The organism is Paenibacillus sedimenti (assembly GCF_014534655.1).
Classification (GTDB): Bacteria; Bacillota; Bacilli; order Paenibacillales; family NBRC-103111; genus Paenibacillus_E; species Paenibacillus_E sedimenti.
In genome coordinates, this window is record NZ_JACVVD010000009.1 from 22515 (window position 1) to 44945 (window position 22431).

Annotated in this window: 20 protein-coding genes and 2 pseudogenes; 1 reads left to right on the forward strand and 21 read right to left on the reverse strand. The window is 43.5% G+C overall.

What is annotated here, in order from left to right; genetic code table 11:
- Nucleotides 1-624: 624 nt before the first annotated feature.
- The 19 genes and pseudogenes from ICC18_RS22330 to ICC18_RS22425 all read right to left on the reverse strand — a co-directional run bounded on the left by ICC18_RS22330 (nt 625) and on the right by ICC18_RS22425 (nt 20155).
- The gene (locus ICC18_RS22330; RefSeq protein ID WP_188176677.1) at nt 625-1548 is read right to left on the reverse strand and encodes a stalk domain-containing protein; all 924 of its coding nucleotides are present in this window, start codon (nt 1546-1548) and stop codon (nt 625-627) included.
- A 519-nt stretch (nt 1549-2067) separates the two neighbouring features.
- Nucleotides 2068-6189, reverse strand: a complete 4122-nt coding sequence (locus ICC18_RS22335; RefSeq protein WP_446673945.1) for an OmpL47-type beta-barrel domain-containing protein — start codon at nt 6187-6189, stop codon at nt 2068-2070.
- 521 nt (nt 6190-6710) lie between these two features.
- Complete coding sequence (locus tag ICC18_RS22340) at nt 6711-7358, reverse strand: HAD family hydrolase (protein WP_188176679.1); 648 nt, start codon at nt 7356-7358, stop codon at nt 6711-6713.
- Nucleotides 7359-7575: 217 nt separating this feature from the next.
- Nucleotides 7576-8022 carry a GyrI-like domain-containing protein gene (locus ICC18_RS22345; RefSeq protein WP_188176680.1) on the reverse strand — a complete coding sequence of 149 codons (447 nt, stop codon included), beginning with the start codon at nt 8020-8022 and terminating at the stop codon, nt 7576-7578.
- A gap of 194 nt (nt 8023-8216) precedes the next feature.
- Nucleotides 8217-8924 carry a hypothetical protein gene (locus ICC18_RS22350; protein ID WP_188176681.1) on the reverse strand — a complete coding sequence of 236 codons (708 nt, stop codon included), beginning with the start codon at nt 8922-8924 and terminating at the stop codon, nt 8217-8219.
- 235 nt (nt 8925-9159) lie between these two features.
- The gene (locus ICC18_RS22355; protein ID WP_188176682.1) at nt 9160-9876 is read right to left on the reverse strand and encodes an MOSC domain-containing protein; all 717 of its coding nucleotides are present in this window, start codon (nt 9874-9876) and stop codon (nt 9160-9162) included.
- Between the two features lie 325 nt (nt 9877-10201).
- The gene (locus ICC18_RS22360) at nt 10202-10897 is read right to left on the reverse strand and encodes a CTP synthase C-terminal region-related (seleno)protein (RefSeq protein ID WP_188176683.1); all 696 of its coding nucleotides are present in this window, start codon (nt 10895-10897) and stop codon (nt 10202-10204) included.
- Nucleotides 10898-11221: 324 nt separating this feature from the next.
- Nucleotides 11222-11803: pseudogene (locus ICC18_RS22365) on the reverse strand (aldo/keto reductase); the annotation flags it as partial.
- 21 nt (nt 11804-11824) lie between these two features.
- Nucleotides 11825-12283 (reverse strand): DUF2269 family protein, encoded by a 459-nt coding sequence (locus tag ICC18_RS22370; protein WP_188176684.1) that lies wholly within the window; start codon nt 12281-12283, stop codon nt 11825-11827.
- A gap of 14 nt (nt 12284-12297) precedes the next feature.
- Nucleotides 12298-13026, reverse strand: coding sequence for an NAD(P)-dependent oxidoreductase (locus tag ICC18_RS22375; RefSeq protein ID WP_188176685.1), 729 nt, complete (start codon nt 13024-13026; stop codon nt 12298-12300).
- Between the two features lie 274 nt (nt 13027-13300).
- Nucleotides 13301-13633 carry a winged helix-turn-helix transcriptional regulator gene (locus ICC18_RS22380; protein WP_188176686.1) on the reverse strand — a complete coding sequence of 111 codons (333 nt, stop codon included), beginning with the start codon at nt 13631-13633 and terminating at the stop codon, nt 13301-13303.
- A gap of 213 nt (nt 13634-13846) precedes the next feature.
- The gene (locus ICC18_RS22385; protein ID WP_188176687.1) at nt 13847-14296 is read right to left on the reverse strand and encodes a DUF6843 domain-containing protein; all 450 of its coding nucleotides are present in this window, start codon (nt 14294-14296) and stop codon (nt 13847-13849) included.
- A gap of 665 nt (nt 14297-14961) precedes the next feature.
- On the reverse strand, nt 14962-15723 hold the full coding sequence (locus ICC18_RS22390) for an ABC transporter permease (RefSeq protein ID WP_188176688.1): 762 nt from the start codon (nt 15721-15723) through the stop codon (nt 14962-14964).
- 2 nt (nt 15724-15725) lie between these two features.
- Nucleotides 15726-16487: an ABC transporter ATP-binding protein gene (locus ICC18_RS22395; RefSeq protein WP_188176689.1), complete on the reverse strand. Its 762-nt coding sequence runs from the start codon at nt 16485-16487 to the stop codon at nt 15726-15728.
- Nucleotides 16484-16837 carry a DUF1048 domain-containing protein gene (locus ICC18_RS22400; protein ID WP_188176690.1) on the reverse strand — a complete coding sequence of 118 codons (354 nt, stop codon included), beginning with the start codon at nt 16835-16837 and terminating at the stop codon, nt 16484-16486. Before ICC18_RS22400 ends, ICC18_RS22395 begins: the two co-directional genes overlap by 4 nt.
- 2 nt (nt 16838-16839) lie before the next feature.
- Nucleotides 16840-17199, reverse strand: a complete 360-nt coding sequence (locus tag ICC18_RS22405) for a DUF1048 domain-containing protein (protein ID WP_188176908.1) — start codon at nt 17197-17199, stop codon at nt 16840-16842.
- Nucleotides 17200-17213: 14 nt separating this feature from the next.
- Complete coding sequence (locus ICC18_RS22410; RefSeq protein WP_282559206.1) at nt 17214-17519, reverse strand: PadR family transcriptional regulator; 306 nt, start codon at nt 17517-17519, stop codon at nt 17214-17216.
- 1015 nt (nt 17520-18534) lie between these two features.
- Nucleotides 18535-19272, reverse strand: coding sequence for a carbohydrate ABC transporter permease (locus ICC18_RS22420; RefSeq protein ID WP_223192782.1), 738 nt, complete (start codon nt 19270-19272; stop codon nt 18535-18537).
- A gap of 184 nt (nt 19273-19456) precedes the next feature.
- Nucleotides 19457-20155, reverse strand: a complete 699-nt coding sequence (locus ICC18_RS22425) for an ABC transporter permease subunit (RefSeq protein WP_188176691.1) — start codon at nt 20153-20155, stop codon at nt 19457-19459.
- 272 nt (nt 20156-20427) lie between these two features.
- Between ICC18_RS22425 and ICC18_RS22430 the strand changes: the two are divergent.
- Nucleotides 20428-20529: pseudogene (locus ICC18_RS22430) on the forward strand (TetR-like C-terminal domain-containing protein); the annotation flags it as partial.
- Nucleotides 20530-20755: 226 nt separating this feature from the next.
- Here the strand turns inward: ICC18_RS22430 and ICC18_RS22435 are convergent.
- Nucleotides 20756-21097, reverse strand: a complete 342-nt coding sequence (locus tag ICC18_RS22435) for a cyclophilin-like fold protein (protein WP_223192783.1) — start codon at nt 21095-21097, stop codon at nt 20756-20758.
- A 149-nt stretch (nt 21098-21246) separates the two neighbouring features.
- Nucleotides 21247-22290 carry a metallophosphoesterase family protein gene (locus ICC18_RS22440; protein WP_188176692.1) on the reverse strand — a complete coding sequence of 348 codons (1044 nt, stop codon included), beginning with the start codon at nt 22288-22290 and terminating at the stop codon, nt 21247-21249.
- Between the last annotated feature and the right edge of the window lie 141 nt (nt 22291-22431).

Below are 22431 nucleotides of genomic sequence, written 5' to 3' on the forward strand. Positions count from 1 at the left end.
ATACGTCCCATTTGATCTATTTTGCGAATGATTCAACCCGGCTGGGGTGAATTACATTTTTTCAATATTATTATCCTCCGGCACTTATAAGACCTATTGATTTGTAGGCTACTCTGTGACACTTGCAGCTAATTCTTAGCTCCATTTCATCATCCCACTTTTCAGGCGCTTTCAAATAATGAATGAAGTGCGTCTTATTTAGTGCGGCCTTTTTCTGCTACTTTGGATAATTTTCATGGGGAGCTTGATCGTTGGTTCTTCAATTTCCTGCATCCGTCGAGAGTGAGATAATGTTCTTGTCAAAATCGGGAATGTCCTCAAGTTCTTGTCATCTAATTTTGACAAGAACTTGAGGACAAAAATGAAAAGCCGCATCACATGCGACTTTTAACGAGAATCCAACTTTCATCTTGATATGTTGTTGACATCAATTTATTTGTTGTGTTAACTCTTACCAAATAAGGTGTAATTAAAAATATAAAGAGAATGAGGATTGTTATTGCTGCAATCGTCCATTTATTCATCTATGTTACATCTCCCCCCTAAAAACAAATTTTGAATCCAAAAAACAACGGACATCTTAGACTTAAAGCCTGTCCTAGACAGCCGTTGATTCATGGGTGTTTACTTGCCTACTTGAATAGTTATTGATTTATATTTAGTTAAGTCTCCTCTACCTAGAAAAACGGCAAAGGGGAGCTGTTGCGTTTCTGGTTTCTCTGCACTGAGCGTCGTTGTCGCCGTCCCCAAACTAACTCCCTTATCATTAAGGAATGTGATGGTAATTTTAGCATCCGGTGAAACATCAGTTTGATTTATTGTAGAAAGAAATCCTCTTACAAGAGTGTACTCACCTGTCTTCAGCAAATTGACCAAACCAAACTGAACCTTGTTTTCGGAATCCTTTGTAGATATTTCGGCATGTAGGTCAGGAACTCTACCATAGAAAGGATTTGTACTCTCTAATGTAACTGCCGCGTAGTCTGAAATATCTGTTTTGCTGGTGGTTTCCAAGGGCACTATTTGTTCTGCACCGTTTAAAACATTAGAAATCTGGTATGGGACTTTCTCAATAACTTCTCCCTTTTCGTTCCAGAAAACAAGTTTTCCTGATGCTATAGTTTTTGTGTAATCCACAGTTGGATTTAATGATTGAATACTATCTATTAATCTGTGATTCCAAGAATCTATGCCAATATAGAGTTTGCCAGTAATACTCGAATGATTACCTTCCTTAATAATGGACAAATGTCCTGCACTTACACCGGAATTGTTAATATCTAAAATATTAAATCCATTATCCACTGTTATCGTCTTTGACACATCTTCATAAACTACCTTTAGTCCCATACTCTCAGCAATAAACCGAATAGGAACATACGCATGACCATCGTAATTCAGGGTTTCATATCCGTATGAATTTTTTGTTTCACCGTTAATAACAAACGTAGCTGGAAATAAATATGTTTGGATCGTATCCGCTGCAAAAACTGCAGTCGTTGTAGTCAAAGCTATGCCACACGTTAAACCAAGAAGAAACTTCTTCATTTCTAGACTCCTCAATTATAAAGACGTAAGATTCTCATGTTCGTTAGACGTGGAGATATATGGATTGGTTGCGAAAAAATACAATTTCTACGGAACAATTTAGTCATCTATTGAGTCTATATTTACAACATTAGGTAATTGAGGGTGGAAACAGTATATATGAATTTCAAAACACTATTTGTAAATTTAGTATTCCATTGTATTTTATACATATGTCCTTAAGATTGGTTAATAAATGACAAGAACTTTATCCCATTAGATTAATATATTTGTTCGGCGACACAAACATATGTGCTTTCGCGACATACATATGCGCCTTTACTCTCTCTTCCGATTTAAAGAAAGTCGGGCTGCTTCTTCAAGCAGCCCGACTTTCTTTGATCATTTTCACATTTCTTCAATACGGCTTTAAAGACTTCTTTGCTGCGGAGAAGAAAGCACGAATTGTTTGCTCATTGTTTCGCAATATCAACTTGAAAGTTGATAGTCAATTTGCGTCCCTGTTTCGGTGTTAATCTATTACTTCAACGCAGCGGCGAAAGAGACGAGCAAATCGGCTTGCTCAGCCGTGATTGCTTTTCCGCTTTGCGCTTTCGCTTGGTTTACGAAAGCTCCCAGCTGCCCTTCCTTCGCCTTCGCATTCCCTCTGTTAGCGGAAGCCTTGGCGGCATCCAGCTTTTCGATCAAAGAGGCGGCGACGTCCCCGTGCCCGCTTTCCTCGAACCACATTCTGGTCAGACGAGCAAGGCTATCGTAGTCAACGGTGACGATGACTGTAATCGAGGCGTTCGTCGCATGACCGGCTTGATCGGAGGCGGACGCGCTAAACGTGTGCTCACCTAGGCCCAATTCATAAGCCGGCACTTTAATCAATTCACAAGTCGTCGTGGCGATCCCCGACAAATCATCCGTTGCTTCGCAGCCGATCTTGACGGGCTGGTCTATCGCAAATTCGGTACCGTCCACAACGTCGAAAACAATGCTTGGCGCCGTCAGGTCGACCGATACGGACAACGCCTTCGCTTCTTCCACGTTACCCGCCCGATCAACGCTCCAGTAAGTTACCGTATGCACGCCTTCGGTTTCGATAACGGCTTGTATCCCGCTCGCAACGTCTCCGTCGTCCACGCGATAGTAGGTCTCTGCCACGCCTGAGACTTCATCGGTCGCGGCGAAATCAACGACGACAGCCGAACGGTACCAGCCGTTCTGCGATTCCCCTTCCGTCGTTGCGGTCGTCTTCGGCGCCGCATCGTCGCTGTTAATAAGCGCTATATCCTCAGTATTGTACATAAAAATAAGTCTTTCGTTCGTTGAGATATTCGGTATATCTGCTATTTGCGATAGGTTTTTTGTTCCCAGCCGGAGTGTTAAAACGGCACTGCTCCCTGATCCGGCCGCGTGTTGATACACGATACGATTGTCGTACTTAGGAGAAGCCAGGAAGAAAGGGCCGACCCCGCTGGAGCGTAAAATAAACTTTTCGTTTTCTCCTATCTCTGTGGCATCGGCTTTAATAACATTGTAACTCTCCGCCGTATCATCCTTTACCGATAAATAGGTGTTTGTCTTGACCAACCGTATCGAATATGTGCCGTCGTCGTTAGCGACCAACTGATAGAAAGGCGCGTCCTTCTTCATGACGCTGGTAACAAGCTCGCCGTTTTCATTAATACTATAATAAGAGTTCAGTGTCTCGGCGACTCTCTGACCGTCAACGATACTCCAATTCCTCTGATATAAGGGCTCCCATCTGGTCCGCATCTGAAAATACGGCCCGCTAGAGTTCAGCGGCTCTCCGTTATAGTACGTCAGGGTGCCAAAGTTCAAATTGTCAAAATGCACCATTCCCTGCGGGCGCGCGGCCGCCGCCGCTCTCGCCGTCCATGTCATATCGACGTCGCCCACCTTGTTGTAGAGGGCAAGAGCCTGCTCAAAAACTGGCCTGAGCTCGCCTCTGTTAAGCCCGTTATTCTCCCTGTCAAACCCGGCTCCATAATATCCTCTGCTGGTATCGCCAAAAACGTTCGGCATCGCAACGAAGGGTATATCCTCACCGTACAGCTCCTTCGAATACAGGTTGTATTTCGCCGAATATTCGAAAGCTTTCGCTAACCTGTTATCGTACAGGGAATACAAATCCACATCTTGATTGTAAGCAATCAGACAAATCTCTGACATATATCCGATAGCCAACAAGGCGTGTGCCTGATCACGGCCGGTTTCCATATTCTGGCCCGATTCGTGCACATAAGCAAAGATCGAACCGTTCGTATGAATGTCCTGATAAAAACTCATCGCACGATCAAAAACTTCGGTATTGTCAGATAAGACACCTATAGCCATCATACTGACTAAGGCCGCTACGTCCCAGTTGCCGTTGGCGAGCATGGGAGCAGCTGCGTCCTGGATAACCGGATATACCACGTTTATCATCATATCCTGCAGCGCTTTGAAGTCAGCGTCGCTGTATCCGCTGTATCCGCCGTTATAATACCTGATGATCTCCGCCGCACTGGCATATTTGTAAGCGTTGATGCCGGCGCCCAATATCCTGTCCCTGCCGTCTATCACTTTCAAGGTTTTCGCCCATTTTGTGAGAATCTCGGCGGCTTTTTCCGCGTATTGATTGTCCCCCGTGATAACCCACTGCAGGGCATTGAAATATGCGGCATTGCCGCCCTTCTCAAAATAGCCCATGTTGCCGGAATCCGATGGAGCGCCTCCGCGGCCGACATTCGAAAAGACAGTGTTCTCGTAATCGAAGCTGCTTAAATCATAGGATATACTGTGCAGCAGTCTCTGGTAATCGGAGTACCAGGGCTCAGCCCTCTCCTGAACACGAAGCTTCATTCTCTCCAGGTCTTCCGCGGTATGCAAAATACCCGGATGGCTGAAGATTCGGACATTCACGTCCGTGGTCGCTTGATATCCGCTTCCGTTGTATTCAACGGCATACGGATGAACGCCGACACTCAAGTTCGAAAGCGTCAATTGCATGAGGCCGCCGGAATAAACCGCTCCCGAGACAGTCCCATTGACACTGTAATTGGCAGGATTCGTATCACCGTTTACAGGCTTCCAGAACAACTTGGCGTCGTCTCCGGAAACTTCCTGGCTGATTTCCAGCTGATCCTTGCCCGATATCTTCTCAAAATAAATTCTGTATTCGGTATTCTCAGAAGCTGTTCCGCTGCTTTGCATAGAGTTGTCGGTCATTTTCACATTAAAACGGCCAAAGTTGTTATCGTCTCTCATTGTAGACAAATGCGACCAGATGCGGTAAAACCCTGAATTTACGTACTGATCTACATAAAATCGCTCGTTCCAACCCGGTGTACTTGCCGACGCCTTAATCTCGAACGTCCTGTCAGTTCTGCTGCCGCTTTGCGCGCCGCTTAAAATATTAAAATAATGATGAGTATTGCTCAGAAACTCTTCGGCCGTAAAATAATTCTGGATTGTCAGATATTTGTCATTGTCCAAGGATTTTATGGAATAAGCCGTCCTGGTGGCTCCAACCTCAGTTTCCTCATGATCCACGGTTGCAAAATAATCAAGGACATACAGAGCAAACGCGGACGCCTCGGCGGCATTTGCCGTGAGCGACAGCTTTTCCGTAACAGGGTCTACCTTAACATATTTGCCTGCCCCATTTTTCATTTTAATGATCATTGCCGCTGTCTTGCTGTTGTTATAGTAATTTCCCATGTTTGGGCCAGCAATCTTGGAAGGGCTCTCAGCAACCGCAAGGTTGTCCATCGCAGTTTTCAGCGCTAAAATGGCTTGGTTGACCTCGGCTTGCGTTGTATTGTTCAAACTTAATTCTTTTGCAGTAATGAGGGCCGACGAAAGCACTGCCCAGCTATCCGTAGTGTATGCCGTTTCAATTAACTGATCGGCTTGGGCAATCAGCGAGTTAAGTGCAGTTCTATCGATCCCGTCGTTCACAATCGGATCTCCCAGCGTGATGTTCAAGGATGGTCCCGGGTATCCCGATGTATTCCTTGAGGAATACATCTCGCTGGCATTTACCGTACTATCGTTCACTTTCGCTGTCGTAAGATGAATGCTGACTACTTTTCTTCCATTGCTCAATGCATTTCGGAAGATTGTGGACAGATCAACGGTAAGGTTTTCTTCGCCGTTTGATACAACATTTTTAGTTACAATCGGAGACCCGGCAATTTCGATCGGGCGATTATTATAAGTGACGTTGGTTACCGTCCATTCGGTGCTAGTGCCACGCAAGGTAGATTCGCTTTCAGTGAATACCAACTCATTTGGCGCATGCGATTTTCTAAAACTCAACGTCATGTTCATCTCGTCTATATCATATCTGTCCGTATCAATGGAGGATAAATCAAACTTGAGATAAGCATGCCGAGATTTTCCATAGATTAATTTAGTTGCACTTAAACTTGTTCCCAAACTACCTCCTTGCCCGTTGAAATTGGATACAAACGCGTCTTGCGCCGCCGGGAAGGACATTGTCTCAGATGCGGCCGCAACCTTCATAATTGATCCCAGAAAAAGGGATGAAATCGACATACATAGACATAACAGTAATGTTACGCCCCGCTTCAAATGCTGTTTCATACTCGCTCCCCTTTCTAAAATTACACAATTCGATGAATGCATTAAAATATTAGAACCACTATTCAGAATGTAACCGCTCTCAAAAATATGACGTCCCCCTTTTAAAATTAGCGTTTAATAAGAAAGGTTGTTCCCCCGATTTAAGCTTAACAATACCTTCTTTCGATATAAATACAGTTTTTTAAGTTTCGTATGTAGTTATTTAAGATATTTCTCGAAAAACATAAATGATCAAATGTAAGCGGATACAGAAAAGTCGATGGTTCCAATGTTGTTGTACAATAATGCATCTGGCAAAAATAACGAGCTGCAGCATTGCAGCTCGTTCCTTATAGTTAGCTTTTCTATTTATGTCCTAAATTTCCCGATAATCAAATTAATCAAAATCTGCATGTAACGTAGTTCTTGAGCTTTAGTTACCCATCAGGTTATCCTGCCCTTAATGGCCATGTGAATAATACAATTAGTATTCGAAAGACATCGCACTGATCAGCAAACAGCAGCAGCCTTGGAATAAATTATTCCTAGGCTGCTGCTGTTTTTATTAAACTAACGTTCTCCGTTTAGCTTAATAATAATTCAATTAATTGTTTTGGATTATTAAATAAAAATGTTGGGTTTAGTGGTGAAAGTCTTTCAAGTTTACCTTCTCCCCAAAGAGCCGCAACGCTAGTCATGTTTGCCGCATGCGTGGCTTGTATATCAGTCGGCTGGTCTCCAACATACAAGCATTGATTTGGATGTAAATTAAGTTTTTCAGCTAATTGCAGTAAAGGAACAGGACTAGGTTTGAACTCATGACAATCTTCCTTTGCCAAAACTACCTCAAAGAAAGGAAACAACCCAGTATTTCGTAATTCTTTCTCTGCATTTTGCTTTAATTTAGCGGTAACAATCCCAAGCTTCAACCCATTTTCATTGAGGATTTTAATCGTTTTACGAATACCGGGATATTCTTTAATTTGATGATTATAATTTTTATAATAATCTAATGTCTCTTCTATAATTTTTTCTTTCTCAGAAGGTGATAAGAAGGGGAAGATATCATCTAGAGCTTTAAACGGCTTTCCGAGTAAGTATTGTTTGTCAGTTTCGTTTAATTCTCGACTTAAAACTTTTTGAACCCCGTAATTATACGCTTCTGTACCCAGCCCTTCACTATTAATTAAAGTTCCATCCAAATCAAATAAAACACCAGTAAATCTGCTCATCTCGACTCAGCTCCATTTCTCCTCAACTTTTCTAGGCTTAAGCTATTTCCATTATATCCCGTGTTTTTTATCTATCACAATGACTTGTTAAAAACTGCCCGATAGTTCAACAGGCTGCCCTTAGTGCCGGCAGCCTGCTATTATTGTGCTATTGATCTCAGTTAATAAGATATTATAAGCCTTTCTATTTTCTTATATAATGCTTTGACTTGGTATGTTATTCGACAGGTATTAATAGCTCAACTTTTTCTTCTTCTGCTTCTTCTATGTAAAAAATCTCAATAGAACAAGCACCGCTGAGTTGCTTATACCCATGTTTTTTGATCCAATCGAATACATGACCATACCCGTCACGGATTGTTTTATTCGTGCAAGTCACCTTCGCATATGTATGACCAGGAAGCTTAAAACTCACCATCCCTTCAGGAATCGCTGTACCTTCAGGTACTTCATAACAGGCAAAATATGTAGCCAAGTTGTCGCACACATAGTAAGGACTAAAAACAACGTCAGTGTTTACGTTTGGAAGAAATTCGGATTTTCTGCTTCCAAGTCGTTGCTGAACCTTCACAGCTTCAGAAGGAAATGAATGTGGGAAAGGTCCTGAGAAACTAACTCCGGCCAGATAAATGGTGTCCCTTGTAATGATTTGACAATCAAACATGACGTAGTTCACTCCCTATTTTTGGAATTATTATCCACAAGTGAAATACTAATGTAAAGATATTTTCTTGTAAATGGTTACTTATAGAATTGAGTTGTGACTCAAGGAATCTGCCCGTTAGCATAACGAAGCTGCCGATTTATGTTGACAGCCTCGTTGTAGTTGGTTTCTTACGTAAAAAAACAGCGTGGAGCTTACTCGATGACTAATTTAATAGCCGTTGTTTGACCAGGATAAGAAGTCATCATAACTCCGGTTGTCCATACTTTTGCTTCCCGGCCGACTAACGACTCACTTAGACCGGTTGCTTTGCTACCGTCGACAACAAGCACCGCATCTGCTTGCAATCCTACCCAAGTCGCTTCGGGATCGTCGGTATTGCCGTTCTTCTTCTGTTCATTGACGATTAGTATCCGGTCTTGTTCCTTATCATACGATCTGATTTTGCCCGTTACATTCGCAGCATTCTTACAGCATTCCATCACTGACAGCTCCAACGGAAATTCGCCTCCAGCGATGCCGAACAGCGTTTGTTTCACACCCTCGATCTCATCTTCAGGCATCGGGTTTTCCACATCGCCGGTACGCCTAACTTGTACAATGATGTGGTCTTTTCCGATTCCCATCATCATCAACTGAATAGAATGCCGCTGCTCTATCAGTTTCCGGTCCGCTTCGAGCTTCTTCATAGCAAATTGTAAGTTTGCGGCTTCGATTTGCTCTAAACTTCTGCTTACAGCCGGTTCACGCAGCGGAACAACAACCTGTTTGTCGGGAAATACAGGTGCAACAGGCACGGCTAGTGTCGGCGGATTCGGCATCGACTGTTCGAATCTTTCAACCGGACAGTAGATTGTCGCAAGCGTAGCACTCGCAATAATTAGACTTAATATCGCTTTCATCGCCCCTCCTGTTTTTTCCATTTATATTTATTTAAAGATAGATTGAACATGTAGATACTTAGACAAATGTTCCACAAATAACCCGCCTTTAACGTAAAGAGTCGTTATTAATTTCTTCCTTTTGTTTAAGTATCCTGCCCAATAGCTTAATGAAAAAAGGAGCAGCTGCCACGGCTATCTGCTCACTGGTTTGTTTGAACTAACGTTCACGTCAATAAGGACTTGTTCATTTTGTTCAATCAGATAAATAAACTTTCTGACCAACATGAATTTGCCCAGGATTTTTAACAGAGGCATATAAGCCAAAGCATAAATTCATTTGCTCATTTACTTTCTTCAACAGAGAAGTATCCCGTACAAGTGTATCAGGGTCAATCGTAATTATTGAACAACGCTCACAGTAAGATTCAATTTGTAATTTTGTATCCCCAATTGATATTTGCTTTCCTATCCAATCGTTTTCGTTGAATGTGTTTTCGTCAATCGACACAATTAAGTTTGCTCTAAACCGTTGTTTATCTAAGTTCTTTCCCCACATGGCTTCAAGTTTGTGTAATGAAGAGTCTGTAATAATAAGGACACTAGCTAGGTCAACTGACATAAGGCCAGGATTCTCAGGGTTCGGCGCTTTATAGTTCGTCATTGAGATTTTTCTTTTGGAGTATCTTTGAATTTCATCTAATAATTCTTCATTCCAGCTAAAGGTTAGTCCATTAGGTGATGTAACACTTACTCCCTTGTCGATGAGTTTAGCCTTATAAGCGAGCATATTAGGGATATCTCTAGCAGTGATAAAGCTATCCCAACCTTCCTTTGTTTCATCAACAAAGGCGCAAAAACGGTCGCCATATAACCCATATGTATTAATTGTGCAAGTCTCCACACTCTCTCCCGCAAACGATTTTACAGGATATCGGTTTATTTCACTGATTTGACCAACTAGTGATGTCAAAGTTACTACCCCTCCGATAAAAATATTGCCTTATTATAGTTCGTATTGCCTCTATTGAACATTACCCGTTAATGGATTAGGCCACCGAGCGATTCACCGGCAGCCTGTTGATCTTTGCTATGAAGCTATCGTTTTCCGTTAGTTGAATGAAGTAAAATACCACAATAACCATATATTAGAACTAATCTGCCCGTTACTTGAACAGCTGCCATGTATGACGGCAATGCAGTATTGGAGGACTTTAGTCAATTTCTTTTTTGCCCCAAATAGTAGAGACTTCAGTGATTTATTCAAGAGGGTCCTTTTTGTTATGTAAATTATGTTTTTATACTTTTACTGCTTCAAGAAATGCCTTAATCAAAGGGTGTACAATATTGTTAAAAGCCGAACGTTCAGGCTGAAATAGTGTTCCGATAAAAAAGGGATGCTGATTTAACTCCATTATACGAGTTTCTCCGTTTTCATCTATTCCGGCGATAATCATTCCTGCTTGTTCTAACATGGGCGCAAATTCTGGATTCAAACCATAGTTGCAAATACCGTATTGTTCAGTAATTTCGTCATTACCATAAAAAGCAGCAACCTTTGAGCCGGTTTTGAGTTTAAAGGCGTGAGTTTTTTCACTCACCGAACATGTTAGAGGAGCGACCAACATTAAGGAAGCATGAGGATTTTCCTCCGCATGATCTGCTTCGGATAATCCCATCGTATTTCTGGCAAATTCAATGATCATGTGTTGGAAGCCACCGCATGTTCCTAAAAAAGGAATCTGTTGCTCACGTGCATATCGGATGCCGTTAAGCGCACCTTGCATACTTGCGTAAGGACTTGCAGGTACTGTCCAAAGCGCTTGATATTTTGCCAACTTTTGTTCAGAATCTTGTTCCAACGAAGGAGTTGATATCCATTCAAATTCAACCTGAAATCCTAGATCATTTGCTGCCAACTGAATAGCCATAGGAATTGCCACATGCGCTTTAACCTCTTGGTCATAATCACCGATTAGCCCGACACGAATCATTTTTTTAACACCTCTCCATTGTCAAAATACATAAAGAATAATTTTAATCCAATAAATGACTCGCTGTCAATCTAGGATCGTGCGAATCTGTAACATCCGTGTATACTCCCTGTCTATGTGGTGAACTTTTACTTATAAATCTCACCTTAGTTAGCTGTTCATTTCTTATTTTTAGTACATCCCATAGAATTACGTTATCTAAACCCTTTTCAGCGAATGCTCTGTTGAATAATCTTTCTTTTCCCCACCTTATGTGATAAGAACTTTGATAATCCCTTTTTCTAAAATTACGCTTCTCCCTGTTATTTGAACTAACCTGAACGGTTACTCCATACCGGGATATCGTCCACCAAATGCAGTTGGACTAACAGCATCAATACGGGATAAATCATCACTAGATAGTTGTATATCTATAGCTTCTAGATATTTTCTTCCTTTCGTACCTGGAATCGGCAACGCGCCTTTTGCTATTGTCCAGGCTATTGCTAGTTGTGCAACTGTGCAGTTTTTCTCTTTGGCAATATCCCTAAGTTTTTCCATAATGTCAACATTCCTTTGGAAGTTTTCTCCTTGAAAACGCGGCAAATATTGACGCATATCATCAGCTTTAAAATCCTCGTAGTTACGAAGTTCGCCGGTTATGAATCCCCTGCTAAGAGGACTATAAGCCACAAAAGTGATTCTAAGTTCTTTTACAGTAGGAATAATTTCTACTTCAACACCCCGACTCCAAAGGGAGTATTCCGTTTGTAATGCGGAGATCGGATGAACCGCATGAGCTCGGCGAATGGTAGCTGCATCTGCTTCAGATAGACCAAGATGACATACCTTCCCTGCTTTAACCAGATCGGCCATTGCACCAACTGTCTCCTCAATTGGGACATTAGGATCGACTCGGTGCTGATATGGACGCTCCCATCGGCTTCTTTAAAATGGCTTAACGACCATAAGCACCAATATGGCAATCATCAACAGCTGTGCTGCCGTCTCGATTGGTACGATCTTTTTTATCAGCAGTCCGAACTCGGCGGGTATTTCATTACCCAGGTCTTGACTTTCAGATATGATCTTTATGATCTTTTTCATGCGCGGCTCGATCCATCCGTCGATCATGACGACGATGAGCAGCGATAAAAGGATGGATACATTCAGCCACATTTGGGATAACCCCATCTTGGCTATGATCATAAGCCAAACCCCGGTTAAAATAAGTATGGCTCCGCCAATTTTAGGCATTATGGCAAGCTTGGTCGTTATACCAAAAGCAAAGTGCAGCTGGCCGACGGTTCTAGCGGATCTTCGAATGATGGGCAGGACGAAAGCGGGGCCAATTATGGCGATCGAAGCCAATATATGCAAAACGAGCAGTAATCCAAACAAACCCATTATCCCCCTTCTCCTCAGCGCACCGTAATATTGCTTTGATAGGCTAGACCGACCCTTTTTCTTTTAAACGCTCCTCCGAGCTCAAGATGGTCCAACATACATTTTGCGACATCGTCATAAGCAACATTCAGCTCTTGAAGTCGGCTGAACAAGTGACCGGCTATATCTGCCTCGGAATATTCCTTGATCGTCTCCGGAATCGGAACGGGCAAGGTTTCCGTTGTTACATTCAGATGAACCGGATCTGGATGCTCTCTCGAATCAATCATTGTTCCCGGACACATAATGGACCAATCGAGCTCAGTCTGTTGTAGCCTTTCGAAATTCCGGTTGTGATTTCTATATTCAGGTGGGAAGCCGGGTAAATTGTTGCCGATAAGATCAGTATATGGAATATCCAGCAGGCCGGCTCCTCCCATTATCCATACCCGCCCAGAGAAACTAGGTTGGAATTCACATTGGCTTATAATGTTATCGACGATACGAACAAACTCTTCTCCCTGGCCCGCATGGCCGGCTGCAATAATAGCGGCGTCTTGATGCGCAAGTGCCTCACCGACGCTCACCGGGTCCATAATATCGTCCACGATCACCTTCACATGCTTTGCGGAATGCTCACCTAGTTGATCATAAAGCTTTTCAGAATTTCGCACAAATGCGGTCATTTCATGCCCCATTTTTAACCCTTGTACCAACACTCTTTTCCCTGTATTCCCCGTCGCTCCAAAAACAATAATTCTCATTGTTCTTTCCTCCTCTTTAATGGACCCCAATATTTGGTTAACTCAAGCTTAGCATCGCTTCAAAATTATGTTAAGAACCCACTTTAAAGTAGGGTACTTACTTAAAAGTAAGCATGACAGAAAGGGATACCATAATTAAACGCGGAGGTCGGGAGGACAGGAAAATTCTAAATATCAGGGGTGCGACTGTAGGTAAACAAAAGCTGCCCGGAATCCCGTGGCAGCTTTTGTTTTGAGTTGATTGAATTAGTGTACAAGTTCATGTGAACCAGCTCTATGACGCTGACTCTTCATATTTCCGCTTATTATGATTTTCTCCCCAAGCACACATGACTTCTGCTACAGGAATCAATGTTCTGCCGTATTCACTAAGAGAATATTCTACTTTTGGAGGGATAGCAGGGTAGACCGTTCTATCGACTATGCCTTCTCGTTCCAAATCTCGGAGATGTTGTGAAAGCATTTTTTGTGAAACATCAGGTATAAGCTTTTCCAGATCGTTGAATCTCTTTTTGGATTCAATCAAATGCCATAAAATCATTGGCTTCCATTTGCCACCTAAAACATGAATGAGTGTCTCAACTGGACATTCACGCTGATGAATCATTGATAAATCATCCCCTTACTTTAAAGTAAGTGCATTACCTAAAATTAACATAACAAAATTTTACGATAGCTCTACAATCAAGTCAATCATTGAAACTAAAAAGGATAAAGACATTAACGAATGCAGTACTCACCATTCGTCTGGCCGGCTGCCGTTGTGTCTTTATTGTGCTATCGTTCAGCGTTTGTTGAATATGAATTTTTCTTATGGCGATTAAATACCTTGTTTTAGCTTTTCGGCTTCAACTTCCCATTGTTCTTTGCTACCAAGAAAAAAACTAACCACCGTTGGAAAGTCTTCTCTACGTCCATCTGAGTAACTCGTACTATGGCTTCTCGTGCCTACAGCATGTATCGTTTCCTCATTACGCCCCGTTTCCGTAAGATTTCCATCGCTATCAAGGTAAAACACTCTCAGGTTTCCTTCTATCATCGGGGAAGATGTTTTTAGCTTTCCGCTAGCGGGAATGTGGTAAACATAGGTTCCGTGTTCTTTCTCGAGTGGCGGAGAATCAGCCTGTTCAAACGTTACCTCAACCCAGCCGGTATAACCCGTCTTAACGATGTATTTGTGATGTTCGGGCGATAAAAGCACTATACACCCGACGAATATTCCTAAAAAAGTAACAACAATAAGGGTATAAATAGCAAGGAATATTTTCATCCTAATTCACCACCTTTACGAATTTACCCGGACTTACCTGATTAAACCATTTTACATTCGCGAAAAGTCCATATCAATATATGGTTTTGCATTTCTGCCAGATACTTTCTCAAAGGCTGTCACTACAAAAGCATCATCAATTGTATGAAGAAGATCGCCTGTTAAAGACTGAATCGGACTAGCTACTTTTACGCCGGACTCCGCCAAAAACATGATAAAGTTTAATTCCGCTTTCGTTAATATATCATTCCGATGTGTGGGCAATTCTTAGAATAACTTCACGATCTCCAACCAATCCAGAATAAACGAAGTTTTGAAACCCAATTAATTCGATCATTGAGTCTTCGCGTATACCATAACGTTCTGCGGCTTGTCTCAATATATCTTAATTGATAGCAGTAAATAAAAAACATTTTTAATTGAATATTTCGTAAAACGATTATGCACCTATATTTATGCCGCCGGACACCATTTAATGGTTCCTTACTATTTCCGCTCCGCTAATGGCCTCTAACGTTTCTGCAAGTGGAATGTGCATATAGAAAGAGCCGACAACTGTGAATTCATTCACATGTTATCGGCTCTGCGTCTTAGCGTCTGGCTCTTTGATAATTGACATATCCAAATGTTTTTGTTGACCATTATCATTTTAATACCTGCAAACATTAAGCTGCTTTCCGTTTGTACGCGCGCATCGCAAAGATATAAGCCACGAGCATAATTCCGACGCACCACGCAAGCGCGATCCATATATCATTGCCCACAGGCAGACCTGACAGCAGCGCACGGATGGTTTCCACGATTGAAGTCACCGGCTGGTTATCGGCAAAAGCGCGAACGACCTTCGGCATCGAATCGGTCGGCACAAAGGCCGAGCTGATAAACGGCAGGAAGATAAGTGGATAGGAAAACGCGCTTGCACCTTCCACTGATTTTGCGGACAGTCCTGGAATCACCGCGACCCAAGTTAGAGCAAGTGTAAACAGCACGAGTATACCGGCTACGGCAAGCCACGGCAATACGCCTGCTGACGAGCGAAAGCCCATAACGAGCGCTACTAGAATGATGACGATAAGAGAAATGACGTTGGATACCACCGAAGTCAGCACGTGCCCCCACAGCACGGCCGAACGTGCAATCGGCATGGAGTGGAACCGCTCAATGATGCCCCGCTGCTTATCCAAAAACAGGCGGTAAGCCGTATAGGCTATGCCGCTTGCAATCGCCATCAGCAGGATACCGGGCAGCAGGTAGTTCGCATAGTTATCCGTACCGGTTTGGATTGCGCCGCCAAACACATAGACAAACAGCAGCATCATCGCAATCGGAGTGATGCAGACCGTGATGATGGTGTCCATGCTTCGCAAAATATGGCGCATGGAACGTCCAAGCATAACGCTCATGTCGCTGAAAAAATGTTGATTCATGGTTACTTCTCCCCCTTTTTACCGATGATTGCGAGGAATATCTCCTCCAATGAAGGTTGTTTTTCCACATACTCTACCTTTGCGGGCGGGAACAGCTTTTTCAGATCCTCAAGCGTGCCGTTAGCGATTATCCTGCCTTCGTGCAAAATGGCAATTCGATCGGCAAGCTGCTCTGCCTCATCCAGATACTGAGTGGTCAGGAATACCGTCGTGCCGCTGTTGGCAAGCTCCTTGACAATCTTCCAAGTCTCAATGCGTGCCTCGGGGTCCAGCCCGGTGGTCGGCTCATCGAGGAAAATAAGCTGAGGATTTCCTATCAGGCTCATGGCGATATCGAGCCTGCGTCGCATACCCCCCGAATAAGTGGACGCCTTACGGTCGGCGGCGTCGGTTAAACCGAAGCGTTTCAGCAAATCGTCCGCAACTTGACGCGGATGATGAAGATGCCGCAGCTTCGCAATCATGATCAGATTTTCCCTCCCGGTCAAAATCTCGTCCACGGCAGCGAACTGTCCAGTAAGGCTGATCGACTGCCGCACGCTGTCGGGCTTTGACACAACGTCAAAGCCGTTTACGGTAGCGGTTCCGCTGTCTTGTTTCAGCAGCGTGGCGAGGATTTTGACAACCGTTGTCTTGCCCGCGCCGTTGGAGCCAAGCAGGGCGAAAATATTGCCTTTTTCCACCTCAAAATCTACGCCTTTCAGAACATGAAGCTGTTTGTAAGACTTTTGCAGTCCCTTCACTTGGATTGCGATGTCTCTCATTTTGAATCGTTCCCCCTTCCTAATTTATTCATCATGTCGCGGTTTAATTTATTACGAAAGTTATCGGTCCACTTTTTCGTGTCACGCAAAAACTCGTCGCAGAACCCGACAACATCTTCGCCCGTCACGTCGAGAACGTGCTTGCCGTCCGCCGCGCTGGCTTCAAACAACTCTATCAATTCGTGTTGAGTTTTCAACATGTCAGAGCCGTCTCCTCCCGCGAAATTCCACATGTATCCCTGGATTTTTTTAAATACGAACCGATAGTCTTCAGGCAGCGCTTCTACCCTTGCCATTTGCTCCCTATACTCTTTTTTATCCCCGATCATTTTTTTGATAAGCTCCAGCATCGTTATCGCTCCTCCTTGTTAAATTTTCCCATAACCTCTTTGTTTAGTTTTTCTCGCAGTGTTTCAGTATTGGTAGCCGCAGCGCGCATAAACTCATCACAAAACTTGCCGACGTCACTGCCTGTGACATCAAGAACCTGTCTGCCCTCTGCCGCGCTTGCTTCAAATAAATCCACTAAGTCCGTAAACATCGTCAAGTCCGTAAATATCGTCATGTCACCGCCAGGGGGGCCAACGCTAAACATATAATGTTGAATTTTGCGAAATGCAAACCGATAATCTTTCGGCAGGGCGTCAACCCTCTTCATCATTTGTTTATAGGCCCGTTTATCTTCCATGTCGCCTTTTAACAATTTTATAATAGAATCAAGCATTGTTACTGCTCCTCCTTTAATTGATTGATTTTCGACGCAACAAATTCCCATTTTTCCCAGAACCTTCTCAATTCCTCACGCCCCGCGTCGTTGAGCGCAAAAAACTTTCGCGGCGGCCCCATGTCGGAGGGCTTTTTGGTGATCTCTACAAGCTTGCTTTTTTCAAGCCGGATCAGGATGGTGTACACCGTTCCCTCCACAACATCTGCGAAGCCGAGGGCGTTCAGCCGCCGCGTGATTTCGTAGCCGTAGGTTTCTTTGCGGCTTATAATTTCAAGAACGCAGCCCTCAAGTACGCCTTTGAGCATTTCCGTTAGGTCTTCCAGCACAATCACCCTTTACTATTCTGTATGACTGATATTCTGTATTACTTACTACCACTATATAGTAATACATAATAGTTGGTTTGTCAAACCGGTTGCTCTGATAATGAATTTCAACTAAAACGCAAGATGCTAACCGGCAAGCAGGGCAACCAGCCCCAAACCCTGCCACTTAGGGCCAACTTAGCCCGAAGTGAGGCGCTTTGCTCCTATGTTGCGTCGTGTCGCTATGGCTCCATTTCCTCCATTTCCGTTAGCCTCTTCGTATTATTGCTATTGTTACTCGTTAGAGTTTAAGTAGCTAGTTATTTCGATGGTATCTTTTAATGTTATGGACTTAGAAAATAATATTTTCTCCCGACTTATTTATAACCGTAGGTTAAATTCGACTTTCAAAAATTATCATTCCAGATAAACATGTTCCTGAATATTTCAAAAGTCGGTTTATAGTTTGATTTTTCTATTCTTAGTAACTGTAGGATAAATCTTCCTGCACACAACGATAGATAGCCAAGCGTATACATTCCGACTCACGAAAAAGCAGCCCGCGCATGATCGCGCGGGCTGCTTCTAGGCCGCTTCCACCGGTTCGCGCCCCCCAATAGCTAGTGGAAAGGGGCTGAAAAAATATAACCCCCTCCGTACATTGTTTAACCGCCGACAGAACCGCCACAATATTATCAAATGTTATAAGGATTTGTTCTTTAGTTCCTCTGTCGGAATTAGGAATTTTTTCATCCTCTTCTTTTTAGAGGCCATTATGCCAAATGATCTCCGGCGCCCAGAACGTATTGCGGCCCCATTCGATATCCTGTCCGGGCAGCGTACCCCGGTAAACCTAGATGTTGTCGCCGTCACTGGAGGAAGCAACGCCTAGATCGGCCCCTTGTACCCAGGCAACACTCGAGCCTTCTGCAGTCGCTCTGCGATTCATTTGTGAGTGTCCTTCCTGGCATCGGGTTCGACTTCCACAATCGATTACTTAACGTTACGATAATCCTTACTCTTTTACAGAACCGAGCAGCACGCCTATAATAAAGAACCTTTGCGCGAACGGGTACATGATAATCATCGGAATCGACGCAATGACCATCGACGCCAGCTGAAGAGTTTGGGTCGTCACTAATCCCTGACCTTGAGATTTGGAAAAAAGTTCTGAAACTTCGCGATTATAGCTCTGTGCAGTATTAGCCAGCTGTTCAGCCGCCGAGCTCGACTGGATGAGCTTTAATATCAGATACTGCAGAGTCTGCAAATCGCTGGACTGGGTGAAATACAATGTCGCACCGTAATCGTTCCATACGCCGACAGCAGTGAAAACCGACAGGGCAGCCAAAACCGGCTTCGATAACGGGATGACAATACGGAAGAATATGGTATATTCACTCGCTCCATCCATTTTGGCCGACTCAAAGTGCGAGTCGGGGATCGCCTTGAAATTCGTATTGATAATAATGACGTTCCAAAATCCGCCAAAAAGTGCAGGAATGATATAAACCCAGTAGGTATCATACAACCCGAGCCAATTCATTAACATAAAGGAAGGAATCAACCCGCCGCTAAAATACATGCTCGCAAAGCCTATTGCAATATACCATCTTTTTCCTTTCAAATACGAACGGGAAAAGGCGTACGAAAACATCGCCGTATACAGAATGGATATGAAAGTTACAATGACCGTTCGCGAAGCGGTAATCCATGCAGCCCGAAGCATGCCCGGATCCGACAAGACCGTCAACCAGCTCGCCCACGTAAAATCCTTTGGCCATAGAAAATTAGCATGATGAAGAAGTTCGATACATTAAAAGCGCGATCTCCCCAGCTCCTACCTCCAACCATACAGGACAGCTCCTAAAAGTTATTCGCGCTGCTTCCCTGAATGGCTTCTGTGCAAGCGAAAAACTCGCTTCGGAAGCATACGCTTAAAACAAACCTGATTTTGTCAGCTTTTTGGACAGAATATTGGCTCCAAGCAAAAGCGCAAGCGCAAACACCGATTTCATCAATCCGATCGCCGTGGCCGACGCAAACTGGAACTGTTGAAGCCCCGTTCGATACACGTAAGTATCGATAACCTGACTGGCGGGCAAGTTCAAGGAATTCTGCAGGACGTAAATCTGCGTAAAGTTATTATTGAGCATCCCGCTCACAGCGAATATGACCAGAATCATCACGGTAGGCAAAATGCCAGGAAGCGAGATGTGCAGCATCCGTTTGAAGCGGCCCGCGCCGTCAATTGCGGCAGCCTCATATAAAGACTGATCGATGCCTGCAATGGCGGCCAAATACAGGATGGCGCCCCAGCCTATTTTTTTCAATAATCCTGTCCCGATAGCGACGCCCCAAAAATAAGCGGGATCGCCCAAAAATTGAATAGGTTTATCGAACAAGCCCAGTTCCAAGAGCAGATAATTCACGACGCCGCCATCAGGATTAAGCAGCGTAATAAACAATCCGCCGAAGATAACCCACGATAAAAAATGCGGCAGGTAAGTGACCGTCTGAATGAATGATTTAAACTTGGGACTCCGGATCTCGTTTAACAGCAGAGCGAATATCAGGGTTACCGGGATCCCTATCAGCGACCCAAAGAGATTGATTCCAACCGTATTTTTCACCATGGGCCAAAACTCAAAGTGCCGGAAAATGAACATAAAGTTCTCGAAGTTATTCCATTGACTTGTAAAAATGCCTTTGACTCCAGTAATATGGATCGTAGTCTTTAAACGCCATCAACAAACCGTACATAGGGACAATTCTAGCATTTTTATACCTGAAAAACTTGAAAAAAATACACTTCGTTCCAACGAGGAAACAAAGCGTATGCTCATCAAATCAGAGGGATTGTTCAAACTTACATGGAAGTTCCCACGTTAACTCATGCAGAATTGATTCGTATGTAGGGGTAATTGAATGGTGGATCAGGAATGGAATGCCATATCCGCCTCAAGTAATGGCCAAACAAGTTGGGGCCTTGTTAGAGAGAACTCTATAATCCATGTATCTAACCAGAGCGGCTTGCTTAACCTGTCGGGACGCATCGGGATTTGCTATATCTTTTTCATAAGCATAAGCTTGATTGGATTCCAAAACGGGAGCGAGCACAAACCCTAATAACCCCGCCTCTGAACGAAATTTTGTTGTACGTTTGCAGAACAATCAGCGAATAGAAGAATAGCAATCATAGATATTGTTAAGACTTTTTTCAACTTTTATCACCTCTAATCCATTTTTTCAATTTTCACTGTAAAAATACCAGTCATATTGGCAAGCTTTTCTATTCCAGATTCAATCTTCCCTAATTTAATAAGTCCGTTTGAATAATGAAAATCTTTATAAAATATAGCCATATTTCCCCAAGGGGAATAATATGTGAAATCTTCCACTGAAGGATCAATGCCTGATGGTGCATCTACTGTAGATAATCTTTTCTCTAGATAATTAATTTTTTCGGTTCCTGCATAATCTTCTAATGTTAATGTTAAGGGAAGTAATCTTATAAAATCCCTGCTTGTTGGATTATCATCCATTTTCACAATTACTTCCTCGTTGTTAAACGTCAATTTTATTCTGCCATCTACTGCATGGCTATTTTCATTTTTCGATTCATCAGTTGCACCTACTTGTTCGATCGGTTCTGTCCAACCCTGGTAGGCCAGAGTAAAAAATCGATACCCTCCTCTGTTTTATATGAGATAAGCTAACGAGAGCATCAACTTTTAACCGAAAGCTGAACCGTCCATTGTGCTTCCTCGATCCATGTCCGATTGCTGAACTCGCGGCCGCGTAGCACGACCTTATCGGCAAAGACCTCAACGAAAAGGCCTTGCGAAGCGTCCTTCCTTACATGTTGGTACCTGCTATCAAGCACTCTGCCGACCGACGAATTCTTAAACCAATGGAACGTTTCCTTGATGTAGTGCTGCGTGTTGTTCGTAAAATCCTGATGGGTATGTCCGGAGAATACAAAAACGTTCGGATATGACTTCAAAACCTCGCGGAACTGCTTTGCCTTGATCAGAGTATGGTTGCCTCCGTCCTGACCGCTTGGGGGCAGCTCTTGGTGGATCATGACAAACACCGGCTTGCCGTCCTTGTTTTCTGCCATCTTGCTCTGGAACCAGTTCATTTGCTCGTCGGAGTACCAAGCACCTTCACCGACCTCCGGTTTTTCCTGAACATACGTCTCCTGCGACAGTAGGATAAAGTGCAACCCGTTCAGCCGTACGTCATGGTAGGGCTTATCCAGTTTGAATAAGTTTGTGAACGCTTGACGCGCCATAGCATCGGTCTTGCCGTTTGGGAATGCGTCCTTATTCCACGCGCCGTTCTTGTCGATCCAGACATTGTAATAATCGTGATTACCCATATTGGCATATACAGGCGGCAACTGGTATTGGGAGATGATATTTTGGTATTCCCTATACTCTACCGGTGTCGCCGAATCGGTAATGTCTCCGGTAATGAAGATTCCCTGAGCTTTATCTCCGAACGTCTTAATGTCATTGAGCGCTTTTCTCAGATGATTGGACTGACTGGAACTGCCCGAAGTGATATGCAAGTCGCTGATAATGAAAAAGGAAAGCAACGGTAGGGCAACGGTTTCAGTCGGGTGCTCCGTCGGCGCCGCTACGGACTCCGTGAAGCTTCCTTCCGTATCCGCCTGAGAGCGGCGGATCATCGAAAATATGGAAACGGTTAGAATGAATGTCCAAACGGCAGCGATCAGCCATTTGATGAAGTTGCGTCTTGTCATTATGTGATATCCCCCTTTTGGGCATTCTTAAAAAATTCTTAGACCTAACACGAGGTGTATAAACAAAAGAGATTGTTTAATCAACTCACGTTTAATCTTATATAATTTAGAAGCATGCATTCAATGGCTAAAGAAACGTAA